The sequence below is a fragment of the Halopseudomonas sp. genome (assembly GCF_038130085.1).
Classification (GTDB): domain Bacteria; phylum Pseudomonadota; class Gammaproteobacteria; order Pseudomonadales; family Pseudomonadaceae; genus Halopseudomonas.
The window spans coordinates 161,814-187,676 of the sequence record NZ_JAYPMU010000003.1 but is presented as its reverse complement, the minus strand read 5'-3'; the positions used below and the strand labels follow the sequence as shown (position 1 = coordinate 187,676).

At 61.7% G+C, this 25,863-nt stretch carries 25 protein-coding genes and 1 tRNA gene; 13 read left to right on the top strand and 13 right to left on the bottom strand.

Annotated elements, in window-relative coordinates:
- Nucleotides 1–20 precede the first annotated feature (20 nt).
- Both AAFM31_RS03900 and tesB read right to left on the bottom strand, forming a co-directional pair.
- On the bottom strand, nucleotides 21–599 hold the full coding sequence (locus AAFM31_RS03900) for an HAD family hydrolase (RefSeq protein WP_341706597.1): 579 nt from the start codon (nucleotides 597–599) through the stop codon (nucleotides 21–23).
- Between the two features lies 1 nt (nucleotide 600).
- On the bottom strand, nucleotides 601–1,464 hold the full coding sequence (gene tesB / locus AAFM31_RS03895) for an acyl-CoA thioesterase II (RefSeq protein ID WP_341706596.1): 864 nt from the start codon (nucleotides 1,462–1,464) through the stop codon (nucleotides 601–603).
- Between the two features lie 206 nt (nucleotides 1,465–1,670).
- On the opposite strand from tesB, the gene AAFM31_RS03890 reads away from it, so the two are divergent.
- Genes AAFM31_RS03890 through AAFM31_RS03880 form a run of 3 tightly spaced genes read left to right on the top strand, consistent with a single transcriptional unit; the run spans nucleotide 1,671 to nucleotide 4,200 of the window.
- On the top strand, nucleotides 1,671–2,591 hold the full coding sequence (locus tag AAFM31_RS03890; RefSeq protein WP_341706595.1) for a histone deacetylase: 921 nt from the start codon (nucleotides 1,671–1,673) through the stop codon (nucleotides 2,589–2,591).
- 29 nt (nucleotides 2,592–2,620) lie between these two features.
- Complete coding sequence (locus AAFM31_RS03885) at nucleotides 2,621–3,874, top strand: TIGR03862 family flavoprotein (RefSeq protein ID WP_341706594.1); 1,254 nt, start codon at nucleotides 2,621–2,623, stop codon at nucleotides 3,872–3,874.
- Complete coding sequence (locus AAFM31_RS03880; RefSeq protein ID WP_341706593.1) at nucleotides 3,871–4,200, top strand: YnfA family protein; 330 nt, start codon at nucleotides 3,871–3,873, stop codon at nucleotides 4,198–4,200. Before AAFM31_RS03885 ends, AAFM31_RS03880 begins: the two co-directional genes overlap by 4 nt.
- On the opposite strand, the gene AAFM31_RS03875 is transcribed toward AAFM31_RS03880, so the two are convergent.
- The 4 genes from AAFM31_RS03875 to dinG form a co-directional block, all read right to left on the bottom strand.
- Entirely contained in the window at nucleotides 4,197–5,018 is an 822-nt protein-coding gene (locus AAFM31_RS03875; protein WP_341706592.1) for an SDR family oxidoreductase, read from the bottom strand. The two genes, AAFM31_RS03880 and AAFM31_RS03875, sit on opposite strands and share 4 nt — an antisense overlap.
- 69 nt (nucleotides 5,019–5,087) lie before the next feature.
- Nucleotides 5,088–5,729, bottom strand: a complete 642-nt coding sequence (pdxH, locus tag AAFM31_RS03870; RefSeq protein WP_341706591.1) for a pyridoxamine 5'-phosphate oxidase — start codon at nucleotides 5,727–5,729, stop codon at nucleotides 5,088–5,090.
- A 77-nt stretch (nucleotides 5,730–5,806) separates the two neighbouring features.
- On the bottom strand, nucleotides 5,807–6,979 hold the full coding sequence (locus AAFM31_RS03865) for a serine hydrolase domain-containing protein (RefSeq protein WP_341706590.1): 1,173 nt from the start codon (nucleotides 6,977–6,979) through the stop codon (nucleotides 5,807–5,809).
- Between the two features lie 105 nt (nucleotides 6,980–7,084).
- Nucleotides 7,085–9,220: an ATP-dependent DNA helicase DinG gene (gene dinG, locus AAFM31_RS03860; RefSeq protein ID WP_341706589.1), complete on the bottom strand. Its 2,136-nt coding sequence runs from the start codon at nucleotides 9,218–9,220 to the stop codon at nucleotides 7,085–7,087.
- A 124-nt stretch (nucleotides 9,221–9,344) separates the two neighbouring features.
- Here dinG and AAFM31_RS03855 point away from each other — a divergent pair, with 124 nt between their 5' ends.
- Together AAFM31_RS03855 and AAFM31_RS03850 are read left to right on the top strand one after the other, a co-directional pair.
- Complete coding sequence (locus tag AAFM31_RS03855; RefSeq protein ID WP_371833009.1) at nucleotides 9,345–9,830, top strand: DUF6231 family protein; 486 nt, start codon at nucleotides 9,345–9,347, stop codon at nucleotides 9,828–9,830.
- 5 nt (nucleotides 9,831–9,835) lie between these two features.
- Nucleotides 9,836–10,315 (top strand): YchJ family protein, encoded by a 480-nt coding sequence (locus AAFM31_RS03850; protein WP_341706587.1) that lies wholly within the window; start codon nucleotides 9,836–9,838, stop codon nucleotides 10,313–10,315.
- Nucleotides 10,316–10,353: 38 nt separating this feature from the next.
- Here AAFM31_RS03850 and tssI read toward each other — a convergent pair whose 3' ends face one another.
- Complete coding sequence (gene tssI / locus AAFM31_RS03845) at nucleotides 10,354–12,390, bottom strand: type VI secretion system tip protein TssI/VgrG (protein ID WP_341706586.1); 2,037 nt, start codon at nucleotides 12,388–12,390, stop codon at nucleotides 10,354–10,356.
- Between the two features lie 194 nt (nucleotides 12,391–12,584).
- Nucleotides 12,585–13,151 (bottom strand): hypothetical protein, encoded by a 567-nt coding sequence (locus AAFM31_RS03840; protein ID WP_341706585.1) that lies wholly within the window; start codon nucleotides 13,149–13,151, stop codon nucleotides 12,585–12,587.
- A gap of 96 nt (nucleotides 13,152–13,247) precedes the next feature.
- On the opposite strand from AAFM31_RS03840, the gene AAFM31_RS03835 reads away from it, so the two are divergent.
- Nucleotides 13,248–13,718, top strand: a complete 471-nt coding sequence (locus tag AAFM31_RS03835) for an LEA type 2 family protein (protein WP_341706584.1) — start codon at nucleotides 13,248–13,250, stop codon at nucleotides 13,716–13,718.
- A 5-nt stretch (nucleotides 13,719–13,723) separates the two neighbouring features.
- Nucleotides 13,724–14,164 carry a DUF2489 domain-containing protein gene (locus tag AAFM31_RS03830; RefSeq protein WP_341706583.1) on the top strand — a complete coding sequence of 147 codons (441 nt, stop codon included), beginning with the start codon at nucleotides 13,724–13,726 and terminating at the stop codon, nucleotides 14,162–14,164.
- 57 nt (nucleotides 14,165–14,221) lie between these two features.
- Here the strand turns inward: AAFM31_RS03830 and AAFM31_RS03825 are convergent, their stop codons facing one another.
- Nucleotides 14,222–15,004, bottom strand: a complete 783-nt coding sequence (locus AAFM31_RS03825; protein WP_341706582.1) for an SDR family oxidoreductase — start codon at nucleotides 15,002–15,004, stop codon at nucleotides 14,222–14,224.
- A 143-nt stretch (nucleotides 15,005–15,147) separates the two neighbouring features.
- Here AAFM31_RS03825 and AAFM31_RS03820 point away from each other — a divergent pair, with 143 nt between their 5' ends.
- Nucleotides 15,148–15,585 carry a hypothetical protein gene (locus AAFM31_RS03820; RefSeq protein ID WP_341706581.1) on the top strand — a complete coding sequence of 146 codons (438 nt, stop codon included), beginning with the start codon at nucleotides 15,148–15,150 and terminating at the stop codon, nucleotides 15,583–15,585.
- Here the strand turns inward: AAFM31_RS03820 and dinB are convergent.
- The 4 genes from dinB to AAFM31_RS03800 all read right to left on the bottom strand — a co-directional run bounded on the left by dinB (nucleotide 15,582) and on the right by AAFM31_RS03800 (nucleotide 20,095).
- Nucleotides 15,582–16,640: a DNA polymerase IV gene (gene dinB / locus AAFM31_RS03815; RefSeq protein ID WP_341706580.1), complete on the bottom strand. Its 1,059-nt coding sequence runs from the start codon at nucleotides 16,638–16,640 to the stop codon at nucleotides 15,582–15,584. The genes AAFM31_RS03820 and dinB overlap by 4 nt on opposite strands.
- A gap of 43 nt (nucleotides 16,641–16,683) precedes the next feature.
- The gene (locus tag AAFM31_RS03810; RefSeq protein ID WP_341706579.1) at nucleotides 16,684–17,865 is read right to left on the bottom strand and encodes a diguanylate cyclase; all 1,182 of its coding nucleotides are present in this window, start codon (nucleotides 17,863–17,865) and stop codon (nucleotides 16,684–16,686) included.
- A 134-nt stretch (nucleotides 17,866–17,999) separates the two neighbouring features.
- A complete protein-coding gene (locus AAFM31_RS03805) occupies nucleotides 18,000–18,650 on the bottom strand; it encodes a response regulator (RefSeq protein ID WP_341706578.1) in 651 nt (216 codons plus the stop codon).
- Nucleotides 18,651–18,658: 8 nt separating this feature from the next.
- Complete coding sequence (locus tag AAFM31_RS03800) at nucleotides 18,659–20,095, bottom strand: ATP-binding protein (protein WP_341706577.1); 1,437 nt, start codon at nucleotides 20,093–20,095, stop codon at nucleotides 18,659–18,661.
- 177 nt (nucleotides 20,096–20,272) lie between these two features.
- On the opposite strand from AAFM31_RS03800, the gene AAFM31_RS03795 reads away from it, so the two are divergent.
- The 5 genes from AAFM31_RS03795 (at nucleotide 20,273) to AAFM31_RS03775 (ending at nucleotide 25,777) form a co-directional block, all read left to right on the top strand.
- Nucleotides 20,273–21,892: an acyl-CoA synthetase gene (locus AAFM31_RS03795; RefSeq protein WP_341706576.1), complete on the top strand. Its 1,620-nt coding sequence runs from the start codon at nucleotides 20,273–20,275 to the stop codon at nucleotides 21,890–21,892.
- A 157-nt stretch (nucleotides 21,893–22,049) separates the two neighbouring features.
- Entirely contained in the window at nucleotides 22,050–23,426 is a 1,377-nt protein-coding gene (locus AAFM31_RS03790; protein WP_341706575.1) for a xanthine/uracil/vitamin C permease, read from the top strand.
- Between the two features lie 25 nt (nucleotides 23,427–23,451).
- Complete coding sequence (locus AAFM31_RS03785; RefSeq protein WP_341706574.1) at nucleotides 23,452–24,690, top strand: OprD family porin; 1,239 nt, start codon at nucleotides 23,452–23,454, stop codon at nucleotides 24,688–24,690.
- A gap of 63 nt (nucleotides 24,691–24,753) precedes the next feature.
- Nucleotides 24,754–25,623: an MBL fold metallo-hydrolase gene (locus AAFM31_RS03780; protein WP_341706573.1), complete on the top strand. Its 870-nt coding sequence runs from the start codon at nucleotides 24,754–24,756 to the stop codon at nucleotides 25,621–25,623.
- A gap of 77 nt (nucleotides 25,624–25,700) precedes the next feature.
- Nucleotides 25,701–25,777, top strand: a tRNA-Met gene (locus AAFM31_RS03775).
- The last annotated feature ends 86 nt before the right edge of the window (nucleotides 25,778–25,863 follow it).

The window sequence follows — 25,863 nt, the reverse complement described above, 5'->3', positions numbered from 1 at the left end:
AGACCCGTCAAGGGCCCGATCTAGAGTCGGGCCAGCAAGGCAGAGCAATCTGGCAGATGCCAGTCCGCCAATTCAGGCCAGGGGTTGTCCGGCAAAATCAGGCAGGTGCGGCTGCCAGCCGCCCGCCCCGCTTCCAGATCAAAGCGAAAATCCCCAACCATCACCGTCTCAGACGCCGACAGTTGCCAGCGACTCAACAGGCGATGAATGCCATCCGGTGACGGTTTGGGCTCAGCCTCTTCACGCCCCAGCACATCCTCAGGGGCAAAGCAGTCGAGAATCCCCAGACAATCGAGCGTAGATCGAGCAACCGACTGCAGATTTCGGGTCAACATGCCCAGCCGACGGCCCTGATCGCGCAACTGGCGAACCAGCGCCACAGCCCCCGGCGCAGGTTCTACCTCAGCCGCCAGGCGCAGCTCAATGGCATCCAGCTGCGCTTTCATTGCCGTGTATTCAGTTGCTGGCAAGGTCGACATAAACGTCAGGATATCCGCCTCCGCCGGCACGCCAAGCTCCCGCCGAATCGCCGGAAAGTCGTGCTGCGCGATGGTCAGCGTCCCGTCCAGATCGAATACCCAGCCGCGCAGATGCTGCATCTCAGCGCTGCACCTTGCGCATAAGCGATTCCTGAGTCACCGAGGCGACCAGCTCGCCCGCACGATTAAAGATCTGTCCACGCGACAGTCCGCGCGAGCCGCTGGCTGACGGGCTATCCATGGCGTACAGCAGCCAATCGTCCATGCGCAGCGGACGGTGGTACCAAAGCGAATGATCAAGACTGGCGACCTGCATATCCGGCGACCAGCTCGAAATCGCGTGCGGCTGCATCGCGGTACCCAGAAGATGGAAATCGGACGCATATGCCAGCAAATAGCGATGTACCTGCGGATCGTCTGGCAGCTTCCCGTCAGCCCGATACCACATGTAGCGCACTGGCTCGGCAGCCTTGGGTTCAAAGGGGTTGAACTCACCTACCGGGCGAATTTCGATCGGCTTGCCGCACAGTACCTTGTCCCGCACCTTCTCATGGATAAGGTGCTGATAACGACGGGTCCACTCGGTTTCGTTCGGCAGGTCTTCCGGCCCCGGAACACCCGGCATGACGGCTTGGTGCTCGAAACCGGCCTCATCACCCTGAAAGGAACTGATCATGGTGAAGATCGGCTTGCCTTTCTGGATCGCCTGCACGCGGCGAGTTGTGAAACTGCCGCCGTCACGCAGCGGGTCGACCTGATAGACAATCGGCAGATCGGCATTGCCCGGACGCAGGAAGTAGCCGTGCACCGAATGCACATGACGATCAGAGTCAACCGTCTGACTGGCCGCAGACAGCGACTGACCGAGCACCTGCCCACCGAAGAGTTGCTTAAAGCCCAGATCCTGGCTGCGGCCACGGAACAGGTTTTCTTCGATCTTCTCCAGCGCCAGCAGGTCTACCAGATCATCCAGCAGTTCGCTCATAAAGGGTCCTCACGTGATTACCCGCCGCTCGAGCGGGTACGTCTTGACAGAATTGGCGGCGTGTTCGCCACTCGAATGGCGGCCAGTTTAACCCGGTTTGTCTCGTATTAGCAGCGCCGCACTGCGGCTGCATCAACAACGAGACTTGTTGAGCGCAAGCGCAGTGCGCATACTCAAGCCGCCATCCACCGCAGTCAGGAGCCGTTGTGGATCTGCCACTGATCTACCACCCGGACTACAGCTTCCCCTTCCCCGCTCCCCATCGTTTCCCGATGGACAAATTCGTGCGCCTGCACAACCACCTGCGCGCCAAAGGCCTGCTGCACGACCACAACCTGCACAGCCCTGAGCGCTGCAGTCGCGAACTTCTGGCCCTGGCCCACGACACCGATTACGTGGACCGCTTCCACGACAACGCACTGGATGCGACCGCCCTGCGCCGCATGGGTCTACCCTGGAGCGAAGCGCTGGTGGCGCGCACCACCCGTGCCGTCGGCGGCTCGCTACTCGCTGCGGAGCTGGCATTGCGTCACGGCCTGGCGTGCCATCTGGCCGGCGGCACCCACCACGCCCACCGGGATTTCGCCTCTGGCTTCTGCATCTTTAACGATCTGGCGATCATCAGCCTGTCGCTGCTGGCCAGCGGGCGCGTCGAGCGTGTATTGATCTTGGACTGCGACGTCCATCAGGGTGATGGCACCGCGCGCATTCTGCAGGACGTCGATGCAGCCATCACCGTATCGCTGCACTGCGAAAAAAACTTCCCGGCACGCAAGGCAACCAGCGACTGGGACATCCCCCTGCGGCGCGGATTGGAGGATCAAGGCTATCTGCATACCCTGCAGCAGGCACTCGATTACCTGTTGCCGCTATACCAGCCGGACCTGGTGCTGTACGACGCCGGAGTCGATGTCCACCAGCACGACGCGCTCGGTTATCTGCATCTGACTGACCAGGGCATCGCCGACCGCGACCGGCTGGTGATCGACAGCTGCCTTGGCCGCGACATCCCGGTCTGTGCGGTGATCGGCGGCGGTTACGACCAAGACCGAGACGCCCTCGCCCGTCGCCATGGCATCCTCCATCACAGCGCCGCACAGATTTGGTATCAGCGCGGATTGGGCTAAACTGCGCGCCCAGCATTCAGGATTGCACCATGACCAACACTTCCTCCGCCGACACCCGCACCATCGCCATCATCGGTGGTGGCCCGGCTGGCCTGATGGCCGCCGAAGTGCTGTCTGCGGCAGGGCTTGCGGTCGATCTGTACGACGCCATGCCCTCGGTCGGGCGCAAATTTCTACTCGCCGGAGTCGGCGGCATGAATATCACCCATTCGGAAGCGGCCGCGCCCTTTTTGTCGCGCTACCGCGAAGCCTCGCCATGGGTTGGCGAGTGGCTGACCGAGTTCGACGCGGATGCACTACGCAGCTGGATCCACGGCCTGGGCATCGATACCTTCGTCGGCACCTCCGGCCGCGTATTCCCGACCGACATGAAAGCCGCCCCGCTGCTGCGCGCCTGGCTCAAGCGCCTGCGTGAGCAGGGCGTGCGCCTGCGCACTCGCCATCGTTGGCTGGGCTGGGATGACACCGGCGCGCTGCACTTCAATACGCCAGGCGGCGAGACCCGCGCAACCGCAACAGCAACCCTGCTGGCACTGGGCGGCGGCAGCTGGGCAAGACTGGGCTCGGACGGCAGCTGGGCGCCGCTGCTCAGCGCGCGTGGCGTTAATATGCGCTCACTGCGCCCCAGCAACTGCGGGTTTATCTGCGGCTGGAGTCCGTTTCTCACCGAGCGCTTTGGCGGGCAACCGCTCAAGCAGATCATCGCCAGCACCCACAGCTCAGTTGGGGAAACCATCAGCCGTCGCGGCGAGGCCATCCTCACCCACGACGGCCTGGAAGGCAGCCTGATCTATGCCCTGTCCGCCGCCCTTCGCGAGCAGCTGGAAGCCGGCGCCGAGGCGGAGCTCATACTGGATCTGGCGCCAGATCACACCCAGACGCAGCTGCAGCAGGCCCTAAGCCAGCCACGCAAGGGCCAGAGCTTAAGCAACCTGCTGCGCAAGAAAGCCGGACTGGACGGGGTAAAAGTCGCCCTGCTACATGAATGCCTCGGCAAGGAGGCTATAGCCGACCCTTCGCTGCTGGCCGCCGGGATTAAGGCGCTACCCATCACCCTGACAGGCACCCGTCCGCTGGACGAGGCGATCAGCAGCGCCGGTGGTGTTTGCCAGAATGCGCTGGATGATCACCTGATGTTGAAGGCGCTGCCCGGCGTCTTCTGCGCAGGGGAGATGCTCGACTGGGAAGCGCCCACCGGCGGCTACCTGCTGACCGCCTGCTTTGCCAGTGGGCGACGCGCCGCAGCGGGCGTCCTCGCCTGGATACAGGCAACGTCCGGATGAACGAGGTCAAGACACTTGGGCTTTTTTTGGTGACGGCGCTCGCCGAGATCGTCGGCTGCTACCTGCCCTACCTGTGGCTAAGAGAGGGGAAATCGATCTGGCTGCCGGTACCGGCGGCGTTCAGTCTGGCAGCCTTTGCCTGGCTCCTGTCATTGCACCCCACCGCAGCCGGCCGTGTCTACGCTGCCTATGGCGGGGTCTATATCGCAGTTGCCATCTTCTGGTTGTGGTGGGTCGACGGCATCCGACCAAGCAACTGGGATTTGCTCGGATCAGCCGTCGCGTTGACCGGCATGGCCATCATCATGTTCGCCCCGAGATCCTAGTCGCGTGCCGGCTTGATCCCAGAAAGCCGCGGCACCATCCAGCGCTCGAACAAGCGCGGGAAGAAGCGCGCAACCAGCCGGGCCTGCCAGTCCACATTGGACAGAATGAGTTGCCGCTTGCGCCGACAGGCTCCCTGATAGATCGCTTCCGCTACATCCGCTGGCGCCGCCACCTTGAACGGCATAGCGGTATTGGCCTGCGCGACGGAGCCGTCACCAACCAACGCATTCTTGCGAATATCGGTCGCGGTAAACCCGGGGGATACCAGCATGACGCTGACCCCCTGCTCGCGCACTTCCATGCGCAGGGTTTCAAACAGGCCGTGCAGTGCGTGTTTGCTGGCGTTGTAAGCGCTACGGTTGAGCAGTGGGGCAAAGCTGGACAACGAACTGAGGACGATCACCTGGCCGCGCCGCGCCAGCAGGCTGGGGAGCGCATGACGGGTGCAATTGAGCGCACCAAAGTAGTTGACCGCCATGATTCGCTGAAACACCGCCAGCTCGGTGTCGGCAAAGGCGCTGCGGTGGGTAATGCCGGCGTTGTTGATCAGCAGATCGATACCACCGAAACGCTCGACCACCTGCGCCATCGCCTCGGCACAAGCCTGATCATCGGAGACATCGCAGGTGATCGCCAGCACGTCGGCGTTGAGTTTATCGTGCAGTTGCTGACGGAAAGCGACCAACGACTCTTCCTGAACATCGAGAATCGCCAGATGGGCACCGGCCTGAGCAAAACGCAGCGCCAATGCCCGACCGATACCGGCGCAGCCACCGGTAATGACAACAACCTTCTGCTGAAACGCCCCTCTACCCATGCTGCCTCCTGCCGTCGCTGTTGTAGTTCAGCGTAAAGCCGAAGTGCGACAGCAGCAAGCAACGTTTTATCAGGGCGCGAGTCGCTCGCGCACCCAGCCGCCGTCGACCAGGCGGTAGCAGAGTCGGTCGTGCAGACGACTCGGACGGCCCTGCCAGAACTCGACCAGGGTAGGCACCAGACGATAGCCGCCCCAGTGCGGTGGGCGCGGCGCTGCAGCGTCGGCATATTGCTCCTGTACCGCACCAAGGCGCTGCTCCAAAACCTCGCGACTGGCGATTACCTGACTCTGCGGCGACGCCCAGGCGCCCAGCCGACTGCCCTCCGGACGACTGTGGAAGTAGGCATCCGACTCCTCCGCACTGGTCTGCTCGACACGACCCTCGATGCGTACCTGACGCTCCAGATCGTGCCACCAGAAAGTCATCGCCGCAGCCGGGCTAGTTGCCAGCTGCTGGCCCTTGGCGCTCTGGTAATTGGTAAAGAACACGAAACCGCGCTCATCAAAGCCCTTGAGCAGCAAGGTACGCAGGTGCGGCTGCCCCTCGCCATCCACGGTTGCCAACATCATGGCGTTGGCCTCGGTGCTTTCCACTTGGACCGCCTGAGCGAACCACTCTCCGAACAGGGCAAACGGCTCGACAGGGGCCTGGGCTTCGGTCAGTCCGTCACGGGTATAGTCGCGACGCAGGTCGGCAATACTGGGTTTCATCGATTCTGCTTCCGGCTGCTGAGGTTCTGTTAATGGTAGCAAGCAGGCTGCGCTGCACATTGATGCAGCGCAGACTTTCAGTCTATCGCCTGCAGACAGCGATAGACCGCCTGGCTGAGCGCGACCGCACGCGGATCCATCAGCACGTAGGGGCCCATGGTGTTGGTGACGTAGCCAAAACCAACCTTGGCGTCCGGATCACAGAAGCCGAGCGAGCCACCGGCACCGGGGTGGCCGAAGGCGTTCTTGCCCATGCCAAAGCTGCCACCAGGCCCTTCGTGCTCCAGCATCACACCCAAGCCGAAGCGGGTCTGGCACAGCAGGGTATTGTCGTCACCTGCGCTGTGTTCCTGTTGCATCTGCTTGACCAGTTCGGCGTCAAGCAGACTAACGCCATCAAGCTGCCCGTCGTGCGCCAGCAACTGCCAAAAGCGCGCCAGCGAACGGGCGTTGCCGGTGCCATTGGCAGACAGAATATCCGCCTGCTGCCACTCGCGGCGGTTGGTACTGGTCATCATGCTGGACGGGTTGCCAAAGGCCTTGGCGGTCATGCTGTCGGGCTGGCCCATGGCGCCAAACAGGCGACGTGCGCCCTCATCGCCATACTGATTGCGCAGGCGGGATACCGAAGCGATGCGTTCCAAATCCTGATCAGGCACACCAATGAAGAAGTCCATACCCAACGGTTCACAAATGCTGTTCGCAATCGCCTGCCCCGGGCGCTGGCCGGTCAGGCGACGCAGCGGCTCACCGAGCAGCCAGGCGTACGTCACCGGCGCATAGCCGTGCTGTTCGCCCGGCGTCCACCAGGGCTGCTGCGCAGCCAGCGCGGCGCTCATGGTGTCCCATTCGAACAACGCTTCCGGTGGCAGGGTTTCGCTGACGGCAGACAAGCCGGAGCGATGACTCAAAATCTGCCGCAGGGTCACTGACTCCTTGCCAGCCTGGGCAAACTCGGGCCAGACCGCCGCCAGCGGCGCGTCCAGTTCCAGCTTGCCGGCCGCCACCTGCTGCAGCAGCGCAACAGCGCCGAGGGGCTTGGTGCAGGAGAACACGTTGACCAAGGTGTCCTGCTCCCAGACGGCCTGATTGTCCTTGTCACGCACACCCTGCCAAAGATCCAACACAGTGTCGCCGCCAACGGTGACGCACAGCGCCGCGCCACGGGCCTGCTCATCCTGCTGTTGCTCGGCAAACAGTTCGCGTACCGACTCGAAACGGGGATCAAAGTAACCCTGGATAGTGCTCATCATGCGGTCCTTGTTGTCTTGTTTCTGCCCATTTAACCGAAGCCATCAACGCTCGGCAGCCATCATCAGTGCGCCTGTCGCCCTGTCATCGCTCGGGCTGATGGCTCAGTCGATCTCGCGGCGGAACGGCGGCAGCGCATTAAGAATGGCCTTGCCATAGCGCTGGGTCACCAGCCGGCGATCCAGCACGGTCACCGTGCCGCTGTCGCTCTCAGTACGCAGCAAACGGCCGCAAGCCTGAATTAGCCGCAGGCTGGCGTCCGGCACAGCGATTTCCATAAACGGGTTGCCGCCGTTCTTCTCGATCCACTCAGCCAGCGCGGCTTCGACCGGATCATCCGGGACGGCAAAGGGAATCTTGGCGATCACCACGTGTTCGCAATACTTGCCCGGCAGATCGACCCCTTCAGCAAAACTCGCGAGCCCGAAGATCACGCTCGGCTTGTTGTCATCGACCTGCTTGCGATGCTGACGAATCAGCTCCTGCTTGGACAGATCACCCTGCACTAGCACCCGCTGACGAAATTCGGCGGGCACCCCGGCAAACACCTCCAGCATCTGTTTGCGCGAGGAGAACAGCACCAAACTACCGCGCTCATCGGCCAGAATCTCCGGCAGGTGCTCGATGATCGCCGCTGTGTGGGCTGTGCTGTCGCGCGGGTCCGCGCCGTAATTGGGCACACGCAGCAAACCGGCCTCGCCATGTTTGAACGGGCTGGGCGCCAGCGCACAGACGGCGCTGCGCGGCAAACCAGCTCGGTGGCTGAAACGGTCGAACTTGCCCAGCGCGGTCAAGGTGGCCGAGGTGGCCAGCGCGGCAAAGGCCGGATTCCAGAGGTACTGGCGCAGGGTGTCGGCAGCGAGAATCGGGCTGACGTGCACTTCAATGTCACCACCGTCGGTCAGCGTCAGCCAGCGCGCGGTCGGCGGCTTGCCTTCCGGGTCCTGCAGGCAGAACTGAGTCCACAGCGTCCAGTTGGCCTCGGCACGCGCCTGCAGGGCGCCAAACAATGGGTACCATTCCTCGGCCTGGGACTCGGAGACGCCGATGGTCGTTTCACCGTCCATCGCTTCCTTCAGCAGGTCAACGATGCGTTGCAGCTGGTCGCTCAAGCGGCCAAAGCCGGACTTCAGCTCCATGCCCATCTCGCACAACTCAGCCGGCACCTCGCCGTTCTCAAAGCGGTACTGCGGGCGGATATTGCCGCCCAGATCCTCGGCACTGGCAAAATCGGCGACCCCGCCGAGCGCTTGCTGCATGAACTGCTGATGCGGCTTCAGGTCACGGGCGGTGGTCGGCACCTGCTCCAGCACCCGGCCCAGGTCACCCGGCAGGGGGTGCTGGGCCAGCAGCTTGCTCAGGTTCTTGTCGATCTGATCCAACCACTCGGCGGTGGCGTGCAGGCGGGTATGGTGGGCAAAGTGCCCAATCGCCTTGTCCGGCAGGTGATGCGCCTCGTCGAATACATACAGGCAGTCACGCGGATCCGGCAGAATCGCACCGCCGCCCAGCGCCAAATCGGCGAGCACCAGATCGTGATTGGTGACGATCACGTCGACCTTCTGCACACCTTCGCGGGCTTTGTAGAACACGCACTGCTGGAAGTGGCCGCAGCGGCGGTTGCTGCACTGGATATGGTCGGTGGTCAGCCGCGACCAGTCCTGATCTTCCAGCGCTTCGGGCCAGGAGTCACGCTCGCCGTCCCATTTGTTGCCGCCGAGCGCCTCGACCATGCGCGTATAGAGTTTGAGCCCGGCCTCATCCACGTCGATGCGGAAGCCGTCATCGGCAAAAATCTGCTGCTGATCGGCCATCGACTGGTTTTCGCGCAGCAGGTTGTCGAGCTTGGCCAGGCAGACGTAACGACCGCGGCCCTTGGCCAGCGAGAAGCCGAATTTGAGCCCCGAGTTGCGCAGAATATCCGGCAGATCCTTGAGGACGATCTGCTCCTGCAGCGCCACCGTCGCAGTAGAAATCACCAGCGGCTTACCCAAGTGACGGGCAATCGGAATGGCCGCCAGACAATAGGCTACCGTCTTGCCGGTACCGGTGCCGGCTTCGATGACCGCCACCGCCGGATCACCATCGCGATGCCCCTCTTCGTCCAGCGCAACGTTACCGAAGACCTTGGCGACCTCGGCAATCATCACCCGCTGACCGTAGCGCGGCTTCAGTGACTTGTTTTCCAGAAAGGTGCGGTAGGCCGTCTGGATCTGGCCTTTGAGTTCATCGTTCAGCATGCGGGCTCCGGATCAGCCGGCGATCATACCATTCAACGCCCCTCAGCTGGACCGTCGGCGCTTGCATCAACACCAACCAGCCCCTACCCTGCTGCGCTAAATCTGTTCACAGTTGAGTCTTTCGATGAGCGCCACGCCGACGTCATCCCTGCTGGGCATCCTCCAGCACTATCGCCCCGCCAGCCTGCTCTGCGTCAGCCGCAGCGAGATCCCGGCCGTTCAGACCTGGCTGCAGGAGCACCCGGAGTGTCAGGTCAGCAGCACCGATACCGCGCCACTGACTGACGCGCTGCGCAACCAGCGTTACGACCTGGCCATCGTCGCTGATCAACTTGAGCATCTGGACAAGCGCACCGCCACCGAGCTGCTGGCAGGCCTGCGCAACCTCTCGGCCAGCCGCATTGCCGTACTGGTAGACATCGACCGCGCCGACGGCTGGCAAGAGAACGACTTCTACGCCCTCGCTCTGCAGCGCCACGCGCGGTTCAGCCAGGAGGGACAAAGCCTGACGCTCTACGCCTATGATCTGGCCGAGTACAAGAGCGTCCCGGACTGGTTGAACTCCAAGTACTGGGCCAACCCGGAAATGTTCGGCAAATACTGGTGGTAACCGCAATGCAGCCCACCATTACCAGCAGCAGCGCGTGCCCATGCGGCAGCGGCAATAGCTATGGCGAATGCTGTCAGCCACTCCATCAGGGCAACGCCGCACCCACTGCCGAGCGCCTGATGCGCTCACGCTACTGCGCCTACACTCTCGGGCTGATTGATTACCTGATCGCCACCACAGTCGCCGCGCAGCAGGCGCAGCTGGAGGTGGATGCCATGCGGCAGTGGAGCGAGCAAAGCCAGTGGCAGGGGTTAACGGTTGAGAACGCAAGCGAGCTACCGGGCGCAACCACTGCGCAGGTTACCTTTGTCGCCCGTTGGCAGGACCCGGACGGCAGTGCCCAGGCCCACAGGGAATGTTCAGACTTCCGACTGATCGCTGGCCGTTGGTACTTCCTCGACCCCAATCATTCATTCAAGGCCGGCCGCAACGAGCCCTGCCCGTGCGGGTCGGGGCGCAAGTTCAAGCAGTGCTGCGCGCGCTAAGCCTGACACCAGACTAAGTAATCAGCTCCCAAGCCTGCTCAGACGTCCGACCCCGGATCTTTACAGATTGCGCATAACGGCTTTTTCAGCATCAACGCCTGACGCTGCGCCGGCACCAGCAAGTTTCCCGCCTGACCGCTATCTGCGGCCGTTACGTCGCCGGGCAAGCGCGGCGACGCGCCAGTACCATTACCCGGACTTCCCCCCGAATTGACTCGCACCGTCGGGCCGCTGATGGTGACTCCGCTGGGATCGAGTTTGATGAAACTGCCGCCGGCCTTGATGGTCAATTCGATACCCGCTTCGAGGACGATCTTGCGACCGCTGGCGAGATGAGCCTCCTGCCCGACATCAATCAACAGGCGCTGTTCGATGCGGCTGTGCTGGCTCCCCTTGATGCTTAGATGGTCGCTGGCCTTCAGCTCGGTCAGACGATCACCGTGGACAGTGCGATGCAATTCAGCCTGGCACTCGCTGTAGTGATTGGCGACAGTGTGCTCGTGCCGTTCGTTGCCAACGTGCACACGCTGATCGTGCTCGATGCGTTGATCCCAGTCGCGCTGGGCGTGGATGTAGATCTGCTCTGCCCCTTTGCGGTCTTCAATGCGCAGTTCGTTGTAGCCCTCGCCACCGGGCGAACTCAGGCTTTTGAAGGCACTGCGGGTCTTGTGCGCAGGCAGCTCAACCGGCGGGACGTGTTCAGCGTGATACAGGCAGCCGGTGATCAGCGGCTGGTCCGGGTCGCCTTCGAGGAAGCTGACCAGCACCTCCATCCCAATGCGCGGAATCGCGACAGTGCCGTAGCGGTCTCCGGCCCAGCCGGTGGCCACGCGCAGCCAGCAACTGGTGTGCTCGTCGGCCTGCGCTTCGCGATCCCAGTGAAACTGGACTTTCACCCGCCCATGTTGATCGCAATGGATCTCTTCGCCTGCCGGCCCGGTCACAACAGCACTCTGGCTGCCAGCGATGCGCGGTTTTGGGTGCTCCAGTGGTGGCCGCCAGATTGCCTGCCACGGTGTAGCAATGAAGCGATTGCGATATCCCTGAACAAACCCATCCGCGGCGCTTGCGTTGCTGGTTATCGACTCTTCCAGCGCCTGCGGTTGCTTGCCGTGGTGATGCACCTCTGTCAGCAACCAAAGATCATTCCAATCGTCACGCGGATGCCCCGTCAGCGACAGGAAGTGACCACTGCGCAGATCCGGCCGATCACACTCGCCACGCGCTTCCAGTTGATGACTGCGGTGGCGTTGCAACTGAATCTGGCTGAGCTGTTTACCGCGCTCACGATCGCCGAAGCGGCCGGGATAGTCGTAGTCTTCCAGCGCCGGCTGGGCTGACTGGCGTTGCAATTGCGCTTCAGCTTCCAGACTCAGGTGCGGCTTTTCGAAGTTGTAGTCACGGCGACTGACCCGGTCCGGTCGCGTAGCGGCAGTCAGACTGAAGCGCTTGACCACCGGCTGATCGGCGACCATGCCGGAGCCTTGGCTGAAGCCGATCGGAGACAGTTGGGGAAAACTGGTCTGGTCGTCCCCAAACACCAATTCATGACCCTGCCGGCTGTGCTCGAAATGAAAGTGCAGCCCCTCCTCTTCGCATAGCCGCTGAATGAAGTGCAGATCACTTTCGTCGTACTGCGTGCAGTAGCGGCGCACGGGAAGCTCAGCGTTCAGATTGAAGCGCCAGGTATCACTGTGCATGGCGTGCTCCTGCATTACACAAGCGATGATCTGCTCGGCTGTCTTGTGCTGAAAGATGCGTTGATTGGTGCGATGTTCGAGGTAGCTCAGCTGAGGCCCAAGCCGCAGCAGGTAGCGGGTCAGCCGACGACCGGACTCGCCCTGGGTCAACTGGTTGATAAAGCCGTGCAGGCCGTTCTCCAGGCCGGCGTCCAGCCAGGCAGGCCGATGCAACAGACTGCCGAGATCGATATCGGGTTGCTCGCTTACTAGCGTCAGCTCAATGGTGTAGGGCTGGTTAAGTCGCTCCACACCGGTGAACTCGAGCACCTTGAAATCATGTTCGACGCCGTCGATATGCAGCGCAAAGTGCGCCTGGTTTGCTGGAGAGAACATCCTTGTTCCTTGCTGTGCGATCCATGCAGCGCGAGCCGCCGAAGCGGCCAACGCTGGGACACAGCTTAGGGACAGGAGAAGGCGATGACAGTTGAAAAAGCAGCAGAACTCGAAAGAGTCCGCATTTTATGGAGAAAACACGAGGACGGTTCGGTACTCACCGGGGCAGTCTGATACTGCCCCAGGCACCCGTCTCAGTCGTCGGCCAACTTCAGGTGGTCGATATTCGGCACCTCGGTGGCCTGATCCCGCTTGATCTCGCCCATATCACTGCCGACCGGCGCAAGGCTCAAGGCGGACAGATCAATTGGCAACTCCGTATGCGGATTGTATTCGTCCTGCATGTCGGCACCGAGCGGAGCAATGCCGAAATCCGGTGCGTCGACATCGCTGAACGCAGCCATGTATTCATCTCGCGGGATCACCCGACCCGAGGTCGACGGCGCTGCCGGCTCGGCAGCAGCCGGTTGAGGCGCGGCCACCGGCTGGGGAGCGGGAGCGGGTTCAGCGATCACGGTTTCTTCGACCGCCTCTTCCATGGCCACAATGCTGCACTGCGCGCCAGCACGCTCCAGCGCAATGCGGTATTTCTCGGCGGCCACCTGATCCAGCCCCTGCTTGATCACGATGCGGCGACCGGAGAACAGCGCGTCCAGCTGGGCTCCCGAGACCTGAAACAGCTTGCTGACATTCGCCCGCACCTGCTCCGGCGCAGCGCCTTGCTGCACCTGGCCTTGAAAAACCACCTCGAAACGGGTCATCTTGTCACTCCCTGTACGTAAATCAGGGGTAAAGTATGGTCCAGGCTGCGCGACAACTCCACACACAAAGCAGCCTGCATGGGGAGAGGGGACGCGATGAAAGCGCGGATGCTAGGGGTAATAACGCTGTTCTGCTGCGTACTGCTGCACGGTTGCGCTGTTTTCAGCCCGTCCTACACCAAGCCAGAGGTCCGCCTGGCGAATGTCGAGATGCTCAAATCCAATCTCTGGGAGCAATCCTTTCGGCTCAAGCTGCGGGTCGATAATCCGAATGATCGCGTGCTGCCAATCCGCGGCATGTACTATCAGGTCTACCTCAATGACATGAAGCTGGCCACCGGCGTTAGCGACAACCGCTTTGATGTCCCGGCCTACGGCTCTTCCTACTTCGAGCTGGATGTACGCTCCAACCTTTGGCGCCATCTGGCCGACCTGATCAAGCTGGTGGATAAACAGCAACCGGTCGATTACCGTATCGACGGCAATATCCGCACCGGTCTGTGGCTGGCACCCAGCATCAATCTGCACGAAGCCGGGACTCTGGATCCCTCACAACTGAGTTTTTGAAAAGCATGCAAAATCACTACTGGCTGATTGGCGCCGGCATTCTCATCATTGTGGCGCTGGCGGCCTACGCCTGGACACTGTGGCGCAAGGTATGGCAGCAGGACGAAGCCCGAGCCAAGGCACTGGAAGCCCGCAACGACCGCCTGAGCGGAGATATTCGCATCATCGCCCAAAGTCTTCTGGACGGTCAGGTGCCGACCATCGAGGGTGCGATTCGTATCAAGGTTCTGCTGGACAACTATCAGGGCGAGCGTCGTGAAGATCTGGATGTCACCATCTTCGAGCGGATTTACGATCAGACCGCGCACATTCCCACCCATCAGGCCTGGAAGGATCTGAGCCGCGCCGAGCGCAAGTTGCATCTGCGATTAATGGAAACCCTGGAACGGGACCATCGCAGCGAAGTAGAAGCTGCCGCCCGAGCTCTGGCCCAGGGGCTGAGCTAAGCAGGGCTGCGAGAGAGGCCAAGGGCGACCACGGCATAGCGCGGCCGCCCTCTTGCATCAGACTACCGAGTTGCCGCCGTCGACCGCCATGGCCTGACCGGTCACGTGGCGGGACATTTCGGTCGCGAAGAAGACTGCCGCGCCCTTGATGTCTTCGTCACCACCGATACGACCCAGCGGAGTGCCTTCCTTGATCATCTCGCTGACCTTGTCCAAACCTTTTGCCAGCTTGGTCGGGAAGTAGCCAGGGCAGATGGCGTTGACGTTGATGTTGTAACGGCCCCACTCACCTGCCAGCGCGCGCGTCAGGTTGATCGCAGCGGCCTTGGAGGTGTTGTAGGCAGAGGTGAACACGCCGGAGTTGGCACGGTTACCCTTGAAGCCAGCGATGGACGCAATGTTGATGATCTTGCCGGACTTGCGCGGGATCATGAAACGGCGCGCCACTTCCTGGGCAACCAGGAAGCAGACATCCACGTTCAGCGTCATGACCTTCTGCCAGCCTTCGTAGCTGTGCTCTTCCGCCGGCTGGCCCCAGGTAGTGCCGGCGTTGTTGACCAGTACGTCAACGGTGCCGAAAGCCGCTTCACAGGCGTCGACCAGCGTCTTGACCGGATTGCTGTCCAGCTTGCCGAGGTCACAGGCGATACCCGCTGCTTCGATACCCTGGCTCTTCAGTTCAGCGACGACCGCTTCGATCTCGGCAGCGTTGCGCGCACTGATGAACACCTTGGCGCCCAGTTCGCCGAAAGCTTCTGCCATCTGCAGGCCCAGACCTTTGGTGCCACCGGTGATCAGGGCGACCTTGCCGCTCAGATCGAACATTTGCTTGACGCTCATGTGAACTCCTCATTGTGAAAACGTAAAAAGACCGCGCCATAATAATCACTGGCCAGCCCCGCACCGACCATCAGTGATGCGGGTGATATGCCGCTACACTCAGGTGTTATCATGCGCGCCCCACTGACCAGCGAGCCCTACCCATGGCAGAACACGACTTTCGCCGCACGGCATTGAACCCGTCCCACACTCTGATCGAATGCCGCACCTTGGGTGCAGGGCTGTTTCAGGTCACCGGCCAGGGTGGTGGTGTGCAGTCCGGCGACCAACTGATCTGCACCGTCAAGGGCAGCAAAGACCTGCCAATGCGCCTAGTGGTCGACAAGATCCGCTATCTGATCAACCCACCGGGCCAGTGGACTGCCTCGGCGCACGGCCCCGACCTGCGTGGTCAGAGCGTACTGGGCTGGTCGATTACCTGTGACGAGTGCGGTCGCGAGCAGCCGTTCGAGTTTCTTGCCGCCGACCGCGACGACCTCACCGCCCGCACCGCCAAGGCCGTGGTACGCATCAGCGAGCTGGGCTGGCAGCCGCGCGGCGACAACCACTTGTGCCCGAAGTGCACCAGAGAGGCGCGCTAAAACAGCCTGAGCTGTTCACCCAGCTGGGCGTGACTGCTGTCCAGCCGCACGCCCACGCCAATCAGCCGCACCGCACAGTTGCCACGGGCAAACGCCTGGGTACACAGCTCGGCGTAGCCGGCCGGGGTAATCGGCGCCCCGGCCTGCTCAAGCGTGGTCTGGGTGAAGTCGTGAAACTTGAGTTTGATGAACGGCTTGCTGACCCGATAACTGCCTTCCAGCCTGCCGATACGCTCGGCCAGCTTGTCCAGCAACGGTGGCAATGCCGCAAGGCATGCATTCAGATCAGGCAGATCATGTTCGTAGGTATTCTCGACGCTGACCGACTGCCGACGGCTTTCGACCACCACCGGGCGCTCATCGATCCCGCGCGCCAGTTCCCATAACCGCTCACCGAAACTGCCGAACTCGCGAGCCAGATCCTGCTTGCGCCAGGGCAGCAGCTCGCTGCAGACATCAACGCCAAGGCGCTGCAGCCGCTCGGCGGTCTTGCGCCCGACACCATGCAGGCGCGACACCGGCAGATCACGCAGAAAGTCCTCGACCTGATCCGGCAGGATCACCTTCAGCCCGTCCGGCTTGTTCCAGTCACTGGCGATTTTGGCAAGAAACTTGTTTGGCGCTACCCCGGCCGACACTGTGATGCCTTGCGTGTCGCGCACCCGCTGACGGATTTCCTTGGCGATCAGGGTCGCGCTGCCGCGGCAGGCCGGGCTGTCGGAAACATCCAGGTAGGCTTCGTCCAGTGACAGGGGCTGAATCAGCGGCGTGTAATCGGCAAAGATGGCCTGAATGGCCTGTGAAACCTCACGGTAAACCGACATCCGTCCCGGCACGATCAACAACTCAGGGCATAGCTTCTTGGCATAGGCCGAAGCCATCGCCGAACGCACCCCATAAGCGCGGGCTTCGTAGTTGCAGGTCGCGATCACACCACGCTTGCCCGGATCACCGCCAACCGCCAGCGGGCGGCCGCGCAGGCGCGGGTCGTCGCGCATTTCAATGGCGGCGTAGAAGCAATCGCAGTCAACGTGAATGATCTTGCGCACGGACAACCCGAACCGGCGAGGCGGAAAATGAGGCTGCCAGTGTAACCGATCAGGCAGTCATTACCCGATTGCGTCCTGCACCCTTGCCTTCATAGAGGGCGACGTCAGCCCGGCGGATGGTCGCCTCCAGATCGGTGTCGCTCGGCTGCACCATGGTAACGCCGAAGGTAGCGCTGACCGGCAGCAGCTGACCGCGGACTGGCACTGGTGTCTGAGCCAGCTCCTCGCGCAGCCGGTTGAGTACCGCAACCGCCTGCTCGAGACCGGTATCGGGCAGGATCAGAATGAACTCCTCGCCACCAAAACGGCCGACAATGTCCGAGTGACGCAAGGCGCAGGACAGGTGCTGCGCGACGTGCTTGAGTACCGCATCGCCGGCATCATGACCGTACTGATCATTAACGCGTTTGAAATGGTCCAGATCCATCACGCACAGGGTCATTTCCTGACCTAGCCGAACGCAACGCTCACGCTCGCGCTGGAACAGCATTTCGTACTGACGGCGATTGAACAGGCCGGTCAGTGGGTCGGTGGTGGCCTGGCGCTTGAGTTCCGCCTCCAGCGCCTCACGCCGTTTGATTTCGTCCTGCAGCTCCCGATTGCTGCTGACCACGCGCATCAGCAACACATACTGCCGCCGCTGGGCCAGTTGCCAGCGCAGCGCGGTAAAAAAGCCGACCGCAGTCGGCAGCGCAAGGATGAATCCGAGCCCGATGACCTTGTCGATCCCCAAGCCCCGTGCGGCTACGCACACCATCATGCCGCCGCTCAGAAAGGTTGCCGCCATCAACGACAGGTGAACCCGGTTAGGGACAAACATGAATAGCGCCAGCAGGGCAATGGCAACCACACCAATCACCCAGCTGACCATATCGTGACGCAGGAAATAGAGCATGAAGAACAGCACGCTGCCGAACACCTCAGCGGCAGTTACAGCGTAACCATCACTGACCAACGAGGGATTGCGGCGAAGTTGCCAGTAGAGCAGGAGCAATACAAACGCAGTGGCCAGGCGCCACCCGAATAAAAGTTGGAAATCGTAACCGTGCCCGAGAACCGGGTAATCAATCAGGCCAAACAACACCACCAGCGCGGCCCAAACCAGCAGGGCACGACGCAAGGAACGGGCGGACTCCGCCTCGCTGTGTTTGCGATAGGCTTGCTCGGTCGTGGCGTCGACAAACTCGCCGCGCCAACCACTCAGAGCGTAATTGGTCGTAACTGTGTGCACCCGTGAGATCCTTTTTATTGTTTTGCTTTCCTCAGCCAGGCTGCGGTCGGCTTATCTCAACCAGTGATGTCATTATGACGTCATTTTTTTATCTGTCACCCTCCTGGCACAAAACCATACGTCCATGTGTCTTTTCAGCTGCGCAGATCGCGCAGCGGCTGCAGGGTAAATGGATCAACGATTCCCAGCCCAACCAGCATGCCGACCAGTGCCGGCAGGCTATCGGCCTGCATGCGTTTCATTACCCGCGAGCGATACAGGTCAACCGTCTTCACGCTGACCCCGAGCTGTTCGGCGATCTCGCGATTGCTGAAGCCCTGCACCAACGGTAGCACGATATCCTGCTCCCGCGGGGTAAGCCTGTCCAGACGCTGCTGCACCTCCGGGGCGTGCGCTGAAGCCACACCCGGGCGCTGGTTGAGCGCGCGCTGAACGCTGTCGAGCAGCAGCTGCTCGTTGTAGGGCTTTTCGATAAAGTCGACCGCGCCGCCACGAAAGGCCCGCACGACGATCGGCACATCGGCGTGAGCGCTGACAAAGATCACCGGCAGCGCAATGCCTCGCTCTCGCATCGCATCCTGCACCGCCAATCCGCCCATGCCGGGCATACGCACGTCGAGCAGCACGCATGCCGCAGCGACCGGATCGCAGGCATCAAGGAAGCTCTGGCCGCTAGTGAACGGCAACGCCTTGAGGCCCATGGACTCGAACAGCCAGACTGTCGAGTCCAGCATGCCCTGATCGTCATCGACCACGTAAACCAGTTGTTGTGGGTGTTCTGGCATTGCAATCCTTAAGCTGACACAGCCGGTAGCAGGCATCTCAGGCACAAACCACCGGACTCGGCAGGCAGCGCATCGAGGCTGCCGCCAAAGCCCTCTACGATACCCTGACTCATGGACAGCCCCAAGCCCAAACCATCGGCCTTGCTGGTGTAAAACGGCACGAACAACTGGGCGCGCGCCTCGGCACTGACACCCGCACCCTGATCAATCACATCAATACAAACCTGCCCATCCTGCGCCTCGATACGCAACTGCACCTGCGAGCTTTGCTCGGGGTGATGCTCGCGATTGGCGTCGATGGCATTGCGCAGCAGGTTCAGCAAAACCTGCTGCAGCAAAATCGGGTCGACCTGCAGCTTCGGCAACCCCGCCGCCGCATGCTCGACGATCTGCACCTGGTGTTGTGCAGCCTCCCACGCGCACAAGCCGACCGCTTCATGTGCCAATGCAGCCGCATCAACCTGCTGTAGCCGGCGCGTGCCCTTGCGCAGAAAACCGCGCAGCCGACGAATCACCGCCGCCGCGTGCTCGGCCTGTTCGCTGATCCGCGCTAACCCGTGTTCAACCCGCTCGGCTTCCGGCTCACTGCTGTTCAGCTGCGCAAGGTAGCGCTGACTGGCCCCGGCGTAATTGAGAATCGCCGCCAGCGGCTGATTCAACTCGTGGGCGATACCCGAGGCCAGCTCGCCCAGAGTGGCCAGGCGCGCGGCGTGGGCCAGCTCATCCTGCAGGCGGCGGTTATGCTCTTCGCTCTGTAATCGCTCGGTAATGTCACGCGAGACACTGATAACCTCTACCACCTCGCCGGTGTAGGTCTCGCGAATCGCCCGACTGGCCGTTTCAAACCAGCGGTACTCGCCGCTGGCATGGCGAATCCGATAGCTGTACGTCAGGTAGCCGTCCTGCTCGAGCGCGCTGCGAAAACGCATCAGCAACGCCTCACGCTCCTGAGGATGAAACAGACTATCGAGCCGCTCACCGCGCAGTTGCTCAGGCCACACACCCAGTAGCGTCCAGGACGCAGGCGACGCATCAATAAAACGGCCGTCAGGGCGGTGACGGGAAATCAGGTCGGTGGTGTTTTCGATGATCAGGTGATACAGCCGGCGGGCAACCGTGGCTTCCTGCTGATGCTGCAACCAGCGGGTGGCATCGCGACCGCGCACCCAGACCTGCGCCGTCTCCACCAGCGGAATGTAGCTCCACAGCAGATGGCGACTACCACAACGAGTGTGCACATCTTCGATCGCACGCTGCTGCTGAGCAGCAGCCACCACCAGTTCCGCGTGATTGTGCGGCAGCCAGGCGCTCAGATCAGCATTGTCGGCCTGCAGTTGCAGCAGAGCGGTGTTGCGGAACATGGGCTCGCCCGCAGCGCTGACCAGCATCATCGGCAACGGATCAGCCAGCAGCAGACCGTGCAACGTCGGCAGTGAATCACTCATCGCTCACCATATAGTAAAACACCCATAATACCTTGGTACACATTCCATAATTTTGAAAACATCTATATAAATCACCCTGATGAGAATACGCCGGTCCCACCCAGACCGGCCAGATGATTATTCCGAGACGTCTGCACTGCTCGCTGACGCCATCGATAACTACAAGAAGGTTCCGTCATGACGATCTATCAGGAAGGTCTGGCTCCCGCTGCCGTCAACCACATGGCCCTCTCGCCGCTGTCATTCATCGAACGCACCGCTGCGGTCTACCCCAACTACCCCGCTGTTATCCACGGCAGCCTGCGCCGCAACTGGCAGGAAACCTACCAGCGCTGCCGTCGTCTGGCCTCTGCGCTGCATGGTCGGGGTATTCGTCAGGGCGATACCGTTGCCGCCATGTTGCCGAATATCCCGGCCATGCTGGAATGCCACTTTGGTGTACCCATGATCGGCGCGGTGCTCAACACCCTGAACGTACGCCTCGACGCCGAAGCCATTGCCTTCATGCTCGACCACGGCGAAGCCCGTGTGCTGATCACCGACCGCGAGTTCCATGGGGTCATCCGTCAGGCCCTGGAGCTGATCAAACGACCCATTCTGGTGGTCGATGTCGACGATCCGGAGTACGGCGAAGGCGAAGCCCTGAGCGATCTCGATTACGAAGCCTTCCTTGCCGAAGGCGATCCCGAATTCGAATGGCACTGGCCCGACGATGAGTGGCAGGCCATTACCCTGAACTACACCTCCGGCACCACCGGCAACCCGAAGGGTGTGGTCTACCACCACCGCGGCGCCTACCTGAACTCGATCGGCAACCAGATGACCTGGGGCATGGGTATGCACCCGGTCTACCTGTGGACCCTGCCGATGTTCCACTGCAACGGCTGGTGCTATCCCTGGACCATCACCGCGATGGCCGGTGTGCATGTGTTCCTGCGCCGGGTCGATCCGCAGAAGATCCTGCACCTGATTCACGAACATCAGGTCACCCACCTGTGCGGCGCGCCGATCGTGCTTAACGCCCTGGCGAGCATGCCGGAATCGGCCAAGGCGGCTATTGATCATCCGGTCAAGGCGATGGTTGCCGGCGCTGCGCCGCCGGCCAAGGTCATCGGTGCGGTCGAAAACATGGGCATCCAGATCACCCATACCTACGGCCTGACCGAAGTCTATGGCCCGGTAACCGTGTGTGCCTGGCACAGCGAGTGGGATGAACTGACGCTGGACGAGCGCGCCGAACTCAAATCCCATCAGGGCGTGCGCTACACCACGCTGGAAGGGGTGATGGTCGCCAACCCCGATACCCTCAAACCGGTACCGAAAGACGGCAAAACCATCGGTGAGATCTTTATGCGCGGCAACACCGTGATGAAGGGCTACCTGAAGAATCCGGAAGCGACCGCCGAGGCGTTTGCCGGCGGCTGGTTCCACACGGGCGACCTCGCCGTCTGCCACCCCAACGGCTACGTGCAGATCAAGGATCGCCTGAAGGACATCATCATTTCCGGTGGCGAGAACATTTCGACCATCGAAGTCGAGGACACCCTCTACAAACACCCTGCGGTCATGGAAGCCGCGGTGGTCGCCCGTCCGGACGAGAAGTGGGGTGAAACGCCCTGCGCCTTTGTTACCCGGCGCCGCGACCACGATGTCAGCCACGAAGACATCATCGCCTTCTGCCGCCAGCACCTTGCCGGATTCAAGGTTCCCAAGACGGTAATCTTCACCGAATTGCCGAAAACCTCGACCGGCAAGATCCAGAAGTTCGTACTGCGTGACTGGGCTAAGGCGCTCTGAGCACCTGTACAAACCGGGGTTAACCGCTTGATCACTGCCACCTCCGCGCCTTACCCGCCCGGAGGTCGCTGGTGAACGCCCGGTCAAACCCGCTCGCCTGAAAACATTCGACAAAAACAACAAGCAGCCCGGTTCTACCCGGCTGGCGGAGCTACTCATGCAAATTTTCAAGCGCGCCGATGGCGCGGAGCAACCGTTCTGGGCCTGCGGCCCGTTCAAGATTCGTCTGCCGTTCGTCCACTATCGGTGGGAAACCGCCGAGATGCTGCAGGCGTTGATCATGTTCGTGGTCAGCCTCGGCATGATCCCCTTGCTGGAAAAATACCTCGGCCTGCCCTACGACGTAGCGCTGGCCTACGTGGTGGTCTGCGGCGTCGGTTTCATGCTGCCCGCGTTGCTCGGCGTGCCGATGGTGCCGGGCTGGATTACTCCGGCGATTCCTGTGGTACTGCTGTTTCTCGGCGACTTCGAACCGGGCCCGCAGGCGATTCAGGCGCTATTCGCGCTGCAGCTGCTGGTCTGCCTGATCTTCTTCGTGCTCGGCATCACCCGCCTCGGCAGCGCCATGGTGCGCATCGTGCCCAATTCGATGAAGGGCGGCATCATCATCGGCGCCGGTATTGCTGCGCTGATGGGTGAGATTTCCGCCGGCGGCCGCCTGGCCAACACCCCGATCTCGCTGACCCTCGGCACCCTGATCTGCCTGTATCTGATGTTCTCGGCCTCGTTCAAAGGCCTGACCGACCGGCTGCCGCTGATGCGCAAGATCGTCAACTACGGCATGGTGCCGGGCATGCTGATCGCCATTGTGGTCGGGATTGGCGTTGGCGAGTACAAAATGCCGGATGTGCGCTGGGGCATTACCGCACCGGCCTTCGGTGAGATGTGGAACTACCTGCCATTCACCGTCGGCATCCCCGATGCCAAGGTCTTCATGCTGGCCGTACCGACTGCCGTGATTGCCTACATCATCGCCTTTGGCGACATCATCGTCGGCCAGTCGCTGATGCAGCGCGCCGATGAACTGCGCCCGGACGAAGTGATCGAGAACAACGTCGACCGCGTGCATCTGGTCACCGCCATCCGCAACGCCCTGCACGCCTTCTTTGCTCCCTACCCCGGTCTGGCCGGCCCGATCTGGACTGCTGTCGCCGCGACCATGGCCGAGCGCTACAAGTACGGCCGCAAGGCGATGGACTCCATCTACAGCGGCGCAGGCACCTTCTGGATCACCGGTTTCATCGCGCTGTTCATGCTGCCGCTGGTGAGTTTCTTCCAGCCGGTGCTGCCGATTGCCCTGTCGCTGACCCTGGTACTGACCGGTTACATCTGCCTGATGGTCGGCTTTGAGCAGCTGGGTAACAACGCCGAGCGCGGCGTGGCCGGCACAATGGGCGTAGTACTGGCCGTCTACGGCGCGGGCTGGGGCCTGGCCACCGGCGCGGTGTTGTATCTGCTGATTGAGCGCACCCACCTCTTGAGCTTCCGCAGTGCCCATCCGGACCAGAAAACCGACGCCGAAACCGCTGACTGATCGATAAAAACAAGAGACACACGCAATGAAAAAGATCCCTGCTTTCCTGCTGACCGCCCTTTCCGCCGCACTTGCGACGCCGGCCAGCGCTGCCTTTATCGATGACGCCCAGAGCCGTGTCGAGCTGCGCAACTTTTACTTCAACCGCGACTTCCGCCAGAGCAACGCGGCCCAGAGCAAGGCCGACGAATGGGCGCAGGGCGTGCGCGCCTACTGGCAGTCCGGTTACACCGAAGGCCGCCTGGGCTTAGGCTTGGACGCCATCGGCCTGCTCGGCATCAAGCTGGACTCCAGTCCTGATCGCACCGGCACCGGCATCCTCAAGCGCGACACCAGTGAGAGCCGCGCGATGGACGAATACAGCGAACTCGGCCTGACCGCGAAACTCAAGCTGGATGAACACCTGCTGCGCGTCGGCACCCTGATCCCGACGCTGCCGGTGGCCATGCACAACGACAGCCGCCTGCTGCCGCAAAGCTTCCGCGGTGGCTGGCTGCAGGCACAGGGCAGCGACAGCCTGCAGCTGGAACTCGGCCGCTTTGATGCCATCAACCTGCGCGACTCATCCGACTATCAGGACATGCGCCCGGTACAGGGCGGCGCCCGCAACGTGGTGGTGACCGGCAGGCAGGACAGCGATGCCTTCGACTTTGCCGGCGCCAACTGGGCAGTCAGCGACGCGACCAAGCTCAGCTATCACTACGGCGAGCTGCAGTCAATCTACCGCCAGCACTATCTGGTGCTCAACCACAGTCAGCCGCTGGGCGCTGGCACACTGGCGCTGAACCTGCGTTATGCCGACAGCAACGACGCAGGCCGCAGCAACATCGACAACCGCATGAGCAGCGCCACCCTGTCGTGGCAAGCGGGCATGCACAAGTTCACCAGCAGCTATCAGCAGATGGAAGGCCACACCGGCTTTGCCTACCTGAGCGGCACCGACCCCTTCCTCACGCATTTGGTGCAGATCAACGACTTTGCCAACCGCGATGAGCGCAGCTGGCAACTGCGCCACGACTTCAGCTTTGCCGAGCTGGGCCTGCCCGGCCTCAAGCTGATGAATCGCTATACCCATGGCAGCAATATCGAGCTCGCGAATAGTCGTGGCCGCGAATGGGAACGCAACAGCGATCTGATGTATACCGTGCAGAGCGGCCCGCTGCAGAACCTCTCGCTGCACTGGCGCAACGCAACCTATCGCAGCACCTTCGCCAGCGACATCGACGAAAACCGCGTGATCATCGGCTACACCTTTAACCTTTGATGCCGGACGAGAGGCGACCCCAAAGTCGCCTCTTCCATACACCCAACACAGGATTGATCAGCCATGCGCACAATCACGACACTGGAAGGCAACAGTCAACGCCTGGATGGCGGCGCCATGTTCGGCAACGCGCCCAAGGCCCTCTGGTCCCGCTGGGTCGAAACCGATGATCAGAATCGGATCGCGCTAAGCTGCCGGGCCATGCTGGTGCAGGAAGACGACCGTAATATTCTGGTCGAAACAGGCATCGGCGCTTTCTTCCCACCAAACCTCAAGTCCCGCTACGGTGTTGTCGAAGACCGTCATGTACTGCTCGACAGCCTGGCCGAGATTGGCCTGACCGACGCCGACATCGACGTGGTGGTGCTCACCCACCTGCACTTCGACCATGCTGGCGGGTTGCTCAGCGCCTGGCAGGAAGGCCAGCCGGCGCAGCTGCTGTTCCCCAACGCCACCTTTGTCACCGGCCAGCGTCACTGGCAACGGGCGCGGCGGCCACACCCACGTGATCAGGCCTCGTTCATTCCTGAGCTGCTGACCCTGCTGGAAGACAGCGGTCGTCTGGAGCTGGTCGACGACGGCAAGAAATCGAAGACCCTCGGTCCAGACTGGCGCCTGCGTTTCAGTGACGGCCACACGCCGGGCCTGATGATCCCGATCATCGACATGCCCGACGGCCCGGTGGTGTTTCCGGGCGACCTGATCCCTGGCGCACCCTGGGTGCACCTGCCGATCACCATGGGCTACGACCGCTTCCCGGAAACCCTGATCGAGGAAAAGGAAGCCCTGCTCGACAGTCTGATTGCGGTTAACGGCAGGCTGGTTTTCACCCATGATCCGGACGTCGCCATGGCCTGTGTCAGCCGCGATGCGGACAACGGACGCTACACCGTCAGCAACCCGCAGCCGAGTGTGAAGGGCCTCGAAAACTGATTCCGCGAAAATAAAAAAATCTTTTTCGTTCAATTGCTTGACAGCCATCCGTGAATCCGTAGAATGGCGACCTCTGACGCGGGGTGGAGCAGTCTGGTAGCTCGTCGGGCTCATAACCCGAAGGTCGTAGGTTCAAATCCTGCCCCCGCAACCAGGTTCAAAACCGCTGATTGGTTAACCCCGATCAGCGGTTTTTTTATTGCCTGACATTCATGCTGTCAGGCCCTGCCTCTCGCGCAT

Coding starts and splice junctions, on each gene's coding strand:
- AAFM31_RS03900 (WP_341706597.1), bottom strand. CDS start 599: ATGCAGCATCTGCGCGGCTGGGTATTCGATCTGGACGGGACGCTGACC.
- tesB (WP_341706596.1), bottom strand. CDS start 1,464: ATGAGCGAACTGCTGGATGATCTGGTAGACCTGCTGGCGCTGGAGAAG.
- AAFM31_RS03885 (WP_341706594.1), top strand. CDS start 2,621: ATGACCAACACTTCCTCCGCCGACACCCGCACCATCGCCATCATCGGT.
- AAFM31_RS03880 (WP_341706593.1), top strand. CDS start 3,871: ATGAACGAGGTCAAGACACTTGGGCTTTTTTTGGTGACGGCGCTCGCC.
- AAFM31_RS03875 (WP_341706592.1), bottom strand. CDS start 5,018: ATGGGTAGAGGGGCGTTTCAGCAGAAGGTTGTTGTCATTACCGGTGGC.
- pdxH (WP_341706591.1), bottom strand. CDS start 5,729: ATGAAACCCAGTATTGCCGACCTGCGTCGCGACTATACCCGTGACGGA.
- AAFM31_RS03865 (WP_341706590.1), bottom strand. CDS start 6,979: ATGAGCACTATCCAGGGTTACTTTGATCCCCGTTTCGAGTCGGTACGC.
- dinG (WP_341706589.1), bottom strand. CDS start 9,220: ATGCTGAACGATGAACTCAAAGGCCAGATCCAGACGGCCTACCGCACC.
- AAFM31_RS03855 (WP_371833009.1), top strand. CDS start 9,345: ATGAGCGCCACGCCGACGTCATCCCTGCTGGGCATCCTCCAGCACTAT.
- AAFM31_RS03850 (WP_341706587.1), top strand. CDS start 9,836: ATGCAGCCCACCATTACCAGCAGCAGCGCGTGCCCATGCGGCAGCGGC.
- tssI (WP_341706586.1), bottom strand. CDS start 12,390: ATGTTCTCTCCAGCAAACCAGGCGCACTTTGCGCTGCATATCGACGGC.
- AAFM31_RS03840 (WP_341706585.1), bottom strand. CDS start 13,151: ATGACCCGTTTCGAGGTGGTTTTTCAAGGCCAGGTGCAGCAAGGCGCT.
- AAFM31_RS03835 (WP_341706584.1), top strand. CDS start 13,248: ATGAAAGCGCGGATGCTAGGGGTAATAACGCTGTTCTGCTGCGTACTG.
- AAFM31_RS03830 (WP_341706583.1), top strand. CDS start 13,724: ATGCAAAATCACTACTGGCTGATTGGCGCCGGCATTCTCATCATTGTG.
- AAFM31_RS03825 (WP_341706582.1), bottom strand. CDS start 15,004: ATGAGCGTCAAGCAAATGTTCGATCTGAGCGGCAAGGTCGCCCTGATC.
- AAFM31_RS03820 (WP_341706581.1), top strand. CDS start 15,148: ATGGCAGAACACGACTTTCGCCGCACGGCATTGAACCCGTCCCACACT.
- AAFM31_RS03805 (WP_341706578.1), bottom strand. CDS start 18,650: ATGCCAGAACACCCACAACAACTGGTTTACGTGGTCGATGACGATCAG.
- AAFM31_RS03800 (WP_341706577.1), bottom strand. CDS start 20,095: ATGAGTGATTCACTGCCGACGTTGCACGGTCTGCTGCTGGCTGATCCG.
- AAFM31_RS03795 (WP_341706576.1), top strand. CDS start 20,273: ATGACGATCTATCAGGAAGGTCTGGCTCCCGCTGCCGTCAACCACATG.
- AAFM31_RS03790 (WP_341706575.1), top strand. CDS start 22,050: ATGCAAATTTTCAAGCGCGCCGATGGCGCGGAGCAACCGTTCTGGGCC.
- AAFM31_RS03785 (WP_341706574.1), top strand. CDS start 23,452: ATGAAAAAGATCCCTGCTTTCCTGCTGACCGCCCTTTCCGCCGCACTT.
- AAFM31_RS03780 (WP_341706573.1), top strand. CDS start 24,754: ATGCGCACAATCACGACACTGGAAGGCAACAGTCAACGCCTGGATGGC.